The organism is Mesorhizobium sp. M0293 (genome assembly GCF_040321735.1).
Classification (GTDB): domain Bacteria; phylum Pseudomonadota; class Alphaproteobacteria; order Rhizobiales; family Rhizobiaceae; genus Mesorhizobium.
On sequence record NZ_JAMYSA010000179.1, the window covers coordinates 1 to 8,041 of the forward strand.

Here is an 8,041-nt window from a genome sequence, read left to right on the forward strand (position 1 = left end):
CGACACGCAACAGGGTATCGTTGCTCACCGGCACCATCAGGCGATCGGCAAAGGCTGCGGCAGGCCTGCCGCCCAGCGCCAGTCCCAAGTGATGAACGATGGTCTCAAGGCGTCCGGTTCTCCGCGATAGCGGGGCTAAAACATCGGCGCCAAACCGCTCGGCAAAAATGCGCCGGCGGCAAAGAACGGCGTCGCACCAGAAACGGCGAACCGTCACCCGCAAGACAACCCGCCGGCCGGCGATGGGCAGATCGGCGGCTTGCCGCAGATATCGGCTCTGGGTCCGGCGTGAACTCGTCCCGCAGCACGGGCACGTGGCCGAAAGCGCCGTAGCGCGCACGTCAAGAAATACGCAATCCGTGTCGATCTCCGCATGCTCGACGACGAAGCCCGCCGGCGCCAGTTTCGTCGACCCAGATCTCCGTTCCATCGCGCTGATTCCTCCCTCGGAAAAAGCGCGACTTCAGCCTTCACATGCAGCGAGATTGAGGCTGACCCCCGTTTGGACGAAAATCACCCCTCAAACAGGGTCCTCATTCCATGAAAAATCACAAACATGAGAGTGGCAGTGCTTCGTCGAGGCGAGTTGCTCGAGTGTCAAAGGACGAAGCGGCGGTCGGACGCTCGCGGGTTCAAGACTGCCGAATTCGACACCCAATTGCCCGCTCAAAATCGCGGATGTCGCCATCGAGCACAGCTGGCCACGGCACGGGCCCATGCCCGAGCGTGTATGCGCCTTGAGCTGCCGCATGCCCGAAGCACCGTTTGCGACTGCGGCTTCGATGTCGCGTCCCATGACCTCCTCGCAACGGCAGACCATTACGTTGGCGCTCGGTTGCAAGAAACCCTCGGGGGGGCGGTACACCACGTCAACGAATGCCCTCGCGCGAGCAAGCCTACTGTGTTTCGTCCTGAGATCATGAGCGAGCCTATCTCTCACGGCTTCGGGTATCGCCGCCCGCTGAGATGCGATCTTCAAAATACTCAGCCGACCGGAAAGTTCGGCCGCGTCTGCGCCAAAGATGCCACCTCCATCGCCGACCACCATCAAGTTCGGGATCGATGTTTCCTGCCAGGCATTGGTCATCGCCTGCCAGCACAGTTGGCGGTCGCTCCATATGTGGTCGGCCCTGACCAATCGCGTGATCTGGGTATTGGGGATGACGCCGAAATGCATGAGCACTACATCGCACTCCAGGGTCGTGGTACGTCGACCGATCGAATATTCAATGCCGGTCACGCGGTCTTCTCCGAGAATTCTTGCGCCTTGCAGTGAGGCGGCAGCGTTGATGCCGATTGTGCAGCCGAGCAGTTTCAATCCCTCCAGCAGAACCTTCGGTGCCAGAAATGCGCTCGGAAGATTAGGCGTAGCTCGAAGAAAATCGACGAAGGTCGTCGTCTGGAGCAGCGCGACGATGTCGGCTCCCGCGTCCAAAAGCTGCTTTGCCGCAACAAGGAGGAGCGGCCCGCATCCCAACAGCGCAACGCGCCCCTTGGGAATGCGTCCAGACGCCTTCAGCATTAGCTGGGCCGCCCCCGCGGTCATCACGCCAGGCAGCATCCAACCGGGTATCGGCACGGGTCTTTCAAGGGCGCCGGTTGCAACGACGATGGCTTTAGGCCGTACGGAAACACTGCTGCCTTGGTGCAGATAGCTAACCTCGAACGGATCGGCTGCCACGTCCCAGACCGATGCCTGCGCCAAATAAGCGACGCCACTTTCCTGAAAACGTCTCGCGATCAATGCTCCGTGGACATCGTCCTTATCCAGGGCGCCGCCGTTTGTAGTTGCTCGACGCTCCGCTATTTCGATGCCGCGAAACCTCTGCCCCCCGGGAGCAGGTTGTTCGTCGAGAACCAGCGCGGACAGCCCGAACTCGGCCGCTTGAATTGCCGCGGCCATGCCGGCGGGACCGGCGCCGATGACGACGACATCCGGGCTCATTTCTGTAGCCCCCTCGGCTTGAGCGGACGAAGTCCGTTCTGCCTGCGAATGGTCATGTTTCCCCGTACGAGCACCATGCAGGCGCGTTGATTTGGAAGGCCGTCTATTTCAACGAGACACTCGAAACAGACGCCCATCAGGCAGTATGGACCACGACGGCGTCCACTCACCGGACTGGTGCCCGTGTAACCCGGATTGGCGGCGAGAAGGGCTGTGACGACGGTCTCTCCTTCCTGGGCGGAAATGGCATGCCCTTCGAATACCAAATTTATGGGAGAAACTTGTTCAATCACATCATGCCGGTTGTTCATTGCGTAGCCTTTCCATTCCGAACGGCTCAAGAAGCCCGTCTCTTACACCCTCCATGATCCACTTCGGCAGGAAACCGGCATGCAGAGCCGATAGTGTAATGCCGCTGTGGCACGAGACGACGAAGGCCCCCGGCTGTTCGCCTGATTCCTGATAGATCGGATAACCGTCCAGCGTACGTGGCCTGAGTGCCGCCCAGCACCGGTTGATTTGCACCGAGCGCAGCAAGGGCAGTCTCTCGACTGCGCCTTTCGCAAGATCCTTCAGGATTTCGACCGTGGTGCGATCGTCGCAACCGGCATATTCGCGCGAGCTGCCGATCATCACCGTGCCTTCGACGTTCTGTCGCAAGAAGCCGCTAATCGGGTAATTGAAGGCCTGAGCGATCCTTTCGGTCACGATGATCTGACCGCGCTCCGGACGGACTTTCACCCGGAGCCCGACCTGTTCGGCGAGAGCCGGGATGCCTAGGCCGGCTGCGATTACCACTTTCGGAGCCGAGAACCGGCCCGCTGACGTTGTCACGAGAAAGGTGGTGGTGTCGCGAACAACGCGCTCAACGATGTGGCCGGAGAGATAGTGCCCACCGCTAACACGGTAGGCCCGGAGGAGGCTGGAATAGAATTTCAAGGGGTCGACGGATCCGTCCAGCGGACTGAAGGATCCCCCACTTACGGTCCCGCCCAGACCGACATAGCCCAACAACTCGTCAACGCTTTCTCTGTCGAGAATCTCGTTCCGGTATTCGGCTCCCGCCCGCCGCGAAAACTCTTCAATGTGTCTTTTCTGTTCGTCGAGTTCCCGCTCTCCCAGAAATAAATATACCTTGCCCCTGGCGTCGAAATGCGGATCGATACCGGAACATTCGCGTATCTCCTCCGCGAACAAGGGCCATAACTTCCCCGAGGTCAGCGAAAGGCGGAAATAGGGGATATTGTTGCCCCCCTTGTTTGAGATGGAGATCATTCCGAAATTTCCGCGCGAGGCGCTGAAATCGGCATCGTTGCCGTCAAGTATAGCGACGCCTAGTTGGCTCTTGGCGAGGCCATATCCAATGCACAGACCAACAATACCACCCCCTACGATAACGATATCGTAATTTCGGACGTTTTTCGGTCGAATTGTGTCCATTTTGACATCTCCACAATCGCGGAGGATATTTTTGTCGCGGTGTACGTGTCGCGACACTCTACGTGGCTTTGTCAGCAGTCAATCGTTAAATTTCAAATATCATTTGTTCACAATGTCTTTTCTGGCATGGTTTTTGAAGAAAAGAAGGTGCAGACTTGCCGGTCGTACGTAACCGCAGAGCGCTGGTAGCAGCAGAATCAGCCGCCAGGTTGGTATTCAAGCACAGTTGTTGAGAAAGTTCCTTATTTTTGAGTTTTCATCTGTCGAAACGTCGAAAGGGAGGGCAGGATGAATAGTTCGTTTCCGATAGAGCGTACGCCGGGGGTTGCACCCGGACGCAGCTCGGGGTCCGCATTCGGCAACCTCGTCTGGGCTGTTGCGACCTCCGACGACAAGACCCTCGACTTGAAAGGGCAAATCGAGGCGAGCTTCAGCAAGATCGAGGGCGTTCTAGCGCTTTTTCGGACCGACAAGCGCTACCTGATTTCCGTGAATGTGCTACTGGCCGACCTCGAGCAGAAGATAGAGTTTGATGTCGAGTGGAGGGCATGGGTTGGTGATGACCCGGACCACTGGCCCCAACGCTGCTGCTTCCAGGCGCTCCTGTCGGCCGGGACGCTGGTCGAAATCACTGTGGTCGCCGCCCGCCCGTCGTGAGCGGCTATCTCAGGAAGTGCTTTTCAGTGATCTTTGCGGCTTCCTTGTCCTGGAGACGGAAAATCTCTTCGACAGAGCCTATCTCCTTGCTTGCGTTTTGGGCTCCGCCATCGGCAACGATGCGACAAAATGTGCCCGTATCGCGTGACGGCTGCACGCAGCCCGTGGTTGCCGTATGTGACCATGGCCACCCTGTTTAGCCCGCCAACATGCTTTTCGTTCATTTCTGGATAGGATATGGGGACGATCACAAGCGGCACAGTTCCTTTCTAGGCATGTGCGAAGCTTTCGATTTCGTCCGGGGTCTTCATTTTCGAGTGAATGAGGATCATGTCGGCCTGGCCGCCTCATAGGCACCCGCCAACGCCAAAACAGCCTTGCGCAGCGTACTGTCGGAGTACTGCCGTCACCCGGGCATACCCGCCCACGGACCACCGCGACATCGACGTCCAGCGCAGGTGCAATGCCAGGGCGGGCGGAAGCCGGCCGGGGCGAAGGCCGTCAAAGCTGACAATCAGAAATCTGGGCGAATGATCTGATGTGGGTCTATGGTCATCTTGCCTTTGCGGAGGTTTGCAAGAGTGCGGCGACAGACCTGACAGCATAGCGGACATCGTCGCGCGTGGCCGGGGCAACCAGCGACAACCGTACGGAGTTCGGCATTTCAATCCCGCCCGCGTTGAAAAGATCGCTGGGGCGCATCTGCACGCCGAAGTGCCGGACCGCCTCTGTCAGCGCAGACGGCGTCCATCTGTCGGGCAGGTTGAGCCACAGGTGCAGCGCGTTAGGGTGAGTACGAAACGACAGTCCCTTCAGCGCCTCAGTCGCGAGATTCTGTCGTGCACGGACCTCGTTGCGGATCATCCCTGCGATCCTATCGGCGGCCCCTGTATCAACCAGGTGCATAACCAACGCGCTGGAGATACCAGGCACGAACCAGGACGAAAGGCTCTGGACAGGCCCGCACAGATCCGTCAGTGCGGCGTGGTCCGGGCCAACCAGAAACGCAGTGCGCAGCCCCATGCCGATACATTTCGAGACGGACATCAGGTACCACGTGATATCGGGGGCGTAATGGGCGATTGGGCGCGGGGCGTTGTCGACAATCATACCGTGGACGTCGTCCTCGATGATTGCGACACCATGCTCTCGCGCGATCGCCGCGACGGCCTTACGGCGCTCCTCGGACAGGACCGAGGCAGTGGGGTTGTGAATCGTCGGGTTGCAATACAGCACCTTCGGAGCGTGTCGTTCGCATACCTCTCGGAACGCTTCAGAAACGATCCCACCGTCATCGATCGGCACACCGACGAGTTTCATCCCGAACAGGCGGCTGATCTGGGTGGTCCCCGCGTAGGATAGTTCCTCGGTCGCGATGCATCCCCCGACGCCAGCCAGCCGGGGTAACAGGATCTGCAGCGCATTCTGCGTGCCGCCAGTCATATACACGCGGTCCCCGCTGATCGGCGCATCCATCCGCCGCGACAGCCATGCAGCCGCAGTCTGGCGCTCGGGCGCCGATCCGAAGAAATGGTGCCGCTGGATGAGCGTGGCCAAATCCTGCCGCGCAGCGACTTGGGCAAGGCCATGGCGGATATGGTCCTCAAGCTCCTCGATGAACGGAGGCATGGTCCGGGTCATGTCGATCATCCCCGTCTCGGGCATTGGCGAGTTGGCGTGATGGGTGTTCAATTTCGTCTCCTTTTTGTATCCGCTTGCAGGACTGATGCGCTGGTAAGCAGGGTGTCGATCCTCGCACACGGTCGCCTTCAACTCGTGCAGGAGGTGCAGGCTACGTGGACGGCGTCGCGGGCCCCGAGTTCACCGAACCAGTGATCGAGGAAATCGCCTTGGTCAACCTGCCCATGACCATATGCTAGCCGGGCAAGGTGGCATCCGCCATGAAGGAAGACGACCAGCGGGCTGGTTCTGCTGGCTCTGGCGGTGATAGGCAATCGATGTCACGCCGCCGGTGGTAGCCGAACACTCGGACGGCGCTGAATTGGATAGGGACATTTCGGAGTTCTTCTGGGAGGAGACAGACAGGCAACGCGCGGCCGACATTTCGCCGCGCCCCACGCCATGGTAGCCTGCTGCATCAAACCATCCGGTATCGATGGCCTCTTGGTCCAGTCCGAGGGGTTCACTCCAACCCCGGTCAACTCTCAGCGAAAATCAACACGGTGGCCGATGTGACCAACGACGGCCTGCTGATCCGCGAGACCAATCGGAAAACCCGCCTGGTGCCGTTGCATGACGCGGCAGCAGCGGGGTTGAAAACGCTGTCTGGCGCGTCGCCAGCCCCATTCAGATGATGATACGGTGTTCGTTGACGAGCATGGTTTGGCGCTCCGCTACCTCAGAGCCGCCCTTCAACAGGTTGGTGAGCACGCCTGGCATCCAACCGAGGGCGGCCCCGCCGCCCTCGTCTGCACGATCTGCGGCATAATACCGAGGCCCAGATTATTCCGAGTGGGCCCGGATGGCGCGAAAGACCCAAGCGTTTCCCGGGGTATGGCTCACATGTGTGTCGACATAATCAGAGGCTCTTGAGGAAGGTCCATGAGGTGATCGTCGGGACGATACCGGCTGACGCGAACATCGGCGGACGGCGACCTGGCAAGTGCGTCTTCCTTGAGCTTCGTATCGGCCTGCAAATAAATGGATGTCGTTTCCACCGACTCGTGACCGAGCCAGAGCGCGATCACGGAACGGTCGACGCCGTGGTGAAGCAAGTCCATCGCCAGCGTGTTTCAAATCACATGAGGCGCCACCTGCTTTCTGGACAATGAAGTGCAGTGACGACGCGCAATGGCAGGATGTTTGTTGAGCAAGTATCGTAGGACGTCATGGCTCAGCACCGTGCCGGTGATGGTCTGGAAGGCAGGTTCCGAGACCTTGCTAATCCTCACCGCCAAGACGGGCGCCAAATCCATCAATGTGACCAATGGGCTCACACTGGGGCCCTTGGAAGGCGCCGTTGCGCCGCAGTTCCGATTCGTCATCGTTCGCCTCCTCAGAGTCGGGGACAATTCCCGCCCAGAGACGACAGCCGAATAATACCGGGCCATAAACCCTAGGGCTCGGCGCAGGTCTTTGAACACCAAAGAGTATCAAGCGATCTCCAACGGAGAGTTCGGAATAATCTGGGTCTCGGAATTATGGCGAAGGGTGTGCACCGTCACCCGCTTCTCAACACCCAGGAACTCGCAGGCTGCTCGACAGGCGATCCCCAAGGTCTACAGGTGGGTCGGGCCGCGGCCATCGCGCCGGGGAAACAGCCATCGGCCCGGCTTGGTCAACCGCCAATAGACGCGCAAAATCTCCAGCAGCTGCGGCGACAGCATCACATAGCGGTCCTTGCCGCCCTTGCCCTGATCGATGCGAATGACCATCCGGCTGCTATCGATGTCCGTCACCTGCAGACGCGCCGCCTCCGCGGCGCGTACGGCATTATAAAATCAGTGATCAGGGGGCGGAAATAAACCGCGTCCTGCGCGCCACTATGCCTATTACGACGTCCCGGGAAATCTCCGGTCGCTGATCAAGGTGTATCAGGTCGTGGAGCGTTACTGGCGCCGAATTCTATGCAGCCGCAGCCGTGATGGCGGTCGCCTCAGTTGGGGCACTTTCAACCAGATCAAAGAACGGAACCCGCTACTGCGACCCAAACTGCGGCTCCCGCATAGGGAACTGCAGGCACTCGCGGTGCTGTGAACCAACTGCCGAAGAGCGTGGTGCGGTAGCTCCGCACGCCACGTTCTGTGGGAACCGGGGGCGGGTGGCCGCTTCCGGTGACCCGGTCGGCGGCGTCGCGAGGCGTCCCCCTATCCCGATCAATCGACTTACTTCACGGCTCCGCCACTCAGTCCCTCGACGAACCAGCGTTGGGCTGCGAGGAATGCGATGATGAGGGGGGCGACGACGATGGTGGAGGCGGCCATCAGCGGACCGTAATCGTTGCCGGCCTCCTCGTTTTTGAGGGCCATGATTCCCAGC

General features: G+C 59.7%; 9 protein-coding genes and 1 pseudogene. 3 read left to right on the top strand and 7 right to left on the bottom strand.

The annotated features are described in order from the left end of the window. The 4 genes from NKJ06_RS33200 to NKJ06_RS33215 all read right to left on the bottom strand — a co-directional run. Positions 1–430 (bottom strand): transposase family protein (locus NKJ06_RS33200; RefSeq protein ID WP_352812128.1); only part of this gene is annotated, 430 nt, incomplete at its 3' end. A gap of 90 nt (positions 431–520) precedes the next feature. Then, positions 521–1,945, bottom strand: a complete 1,425-nt coding sequence (locus NKJ06_RS33205; protein WP_352812131.1) for an FAD-dependent oxidoreductase — start codon at positions 1,943–1,945, stop codon at positions 521–523. Continuing rightward, complete coding sequence (locus NKJ06_RS33210; RefSeq protein ID WP_352812133.1) at positions 1,942–2,256, bottom strand: (2Fe-2S)-binding protein; 315 nt, start codon at positions 2,254–2,256, stop codon at positions 1,942–1,944. The genes NKJ06_RS33205 and NKJ06_RS33210 overlap by 4 nt, the downstream gene beginning before the upstream one ends. After that, a complete protein-coding gene (locus NKJ06_RS33215) occupies positions 2,240–3,385 on the bottom strand; it encodes an NAD(P)/FAD-dependent oxidoreductase (protein ID WP_352812135.1) in 1,146 nt (381 codons plus the stop codon). The genes NKJ06_RS33210 and NKJ06_RS33215 overlap by 17 nt, the downstream gene beginning before the upstream one ends. Before the next feature lie 288 nt (positions 3,386–3,673). On the opposite strand from NKJ06_RS33215, the gene NKJ06_RS33220 reads away from it, so the two are divergent. Further along, a complete protein-coding gene (locus NKJ06_RS33220; RefSeq protein WP_352812137.1) occupies positions 3,674–4,042 on the top strand; it encodes a Rid family hydrolase in 369 nt (122 codons plus the stop codon). Positions 4,043–4,594: 552 nt separating this feature from the next. On the opposite strand, the gene NKJ06_RS33225 is transcribed toward NKJ06_RS33220, so the two are convergent. After that, positions 4,595–5,734 (bottom strand): aminotransferase-like domain-containing protein, encoded by a 1,140-nt coding sequence (locus NKJ06_RS33225; protein ID WP_352812138.1) that lies wholly within the window; start codon positions 5,732–5,734, stop codon positions 4,595–4,597. A 491-nt stretch (positions 5,735–6,225) separates the two neighbouring features. Here NKJ06_RS33225 and NKJ06_RS33230 point away from each other — a divergent pair, with 491 nt between their 5' ends. Continuing rightward, positions 6,226–6,357, top strand: coding sequence for a hypothetical protein (locus NKJ06_RS33230; RefSeq protein ID WP_352812140.1), 132 nt, complete (start codon positions 6,226–6,228; stop codon positions 6,355–6,357). A 204-nt stretch (positions 6,358–6,561) separates the two neighbouring features. Here NKJ06_RS33230 and NKJ06_RS33235 read toward each other — a convergent pair whose 3' ends face one another. Continuing rightward, positions 6,562–6,783, bottom strand: coding sequence for a site-specific integrase (locus NKJ06_RS33235; protein WP_352812142.1), 222 nt, complete (start codon positions 6,781–6,783; stop codon positions 6,562–6,564). A gap of 85 nt (positions 6,784–6,868) precedes the next feature. Here NKJ06_RS33235 and NKJ06_RS33240 point away from each other — a divergent pair, with 85 nt between their 5' ends. Beyond that, entirely contained in the window at positions 6,869–7,102 is a 234-nt protein-coding gene (locus tag NKJ06_RS33240; RefSeq protein WP_352812145.1) for a hypothetical protein, read from the top strand. Positions 7,103–7,281: 179 nt separating this feature from the next. Here NKJ06_RS33240 and NKJ06_RS33245 read toward each other — a convergent pair. Beyond that, positions 7,282–7,482, bottom strand: a pseudogene (locus NKJ06_RS33245) (tyrosine-type recombinase/integrase); the annotation flags it as partial. Between the last annotated feature and the right edge of the window lie 559 nt (positions 7,483–8,041).